Genomic DNA, 278 nt, shown 5'->3' with positions numbered 1-278 from the left:
ACGGACTCTCCCGGGGGACACCCCGGACCCCCGGCGATGATTCCGAGCGTCGCGCGATCCGGCCCCGTCCGTGACCCCGCACAGCAGCTCACGGCAGCGCGAGAACACTGCCGCCGGGCATGAGGCGGGCCCCCGGTCCGTCGGCCGGGGGCCCCTCCCTCACACGCCCCGGGTCACCACATGCCGTTGCCCGGGGTGGCCGCTCCGACGAGCCAGATGATCGCCAGGAGCGTGTCGATGGCGCCCAACACGAGGGCGACCAGAGCCGGGACCGGGCG

At 75.2% G+C, this 278-nt stretch carries 1 pseudogene; it reads right to left on the bottom strand.

Features of this window, described 5'->3' with window-relative positions:
- Positions 1 to 173: 173 nt before the first annotated feature.
- Positions 174 to 278: pseudogene (locus ACYF6T_RS44800) on the bottom strand (small hydrophobic protein); the annotation flags it as partial.

Source organism: Streptomyces sp. 7R007 (assembly GCF_054850255.1).
This window is presented reverse-complemented; position numbering and strand designations above follow the sequence as displayed.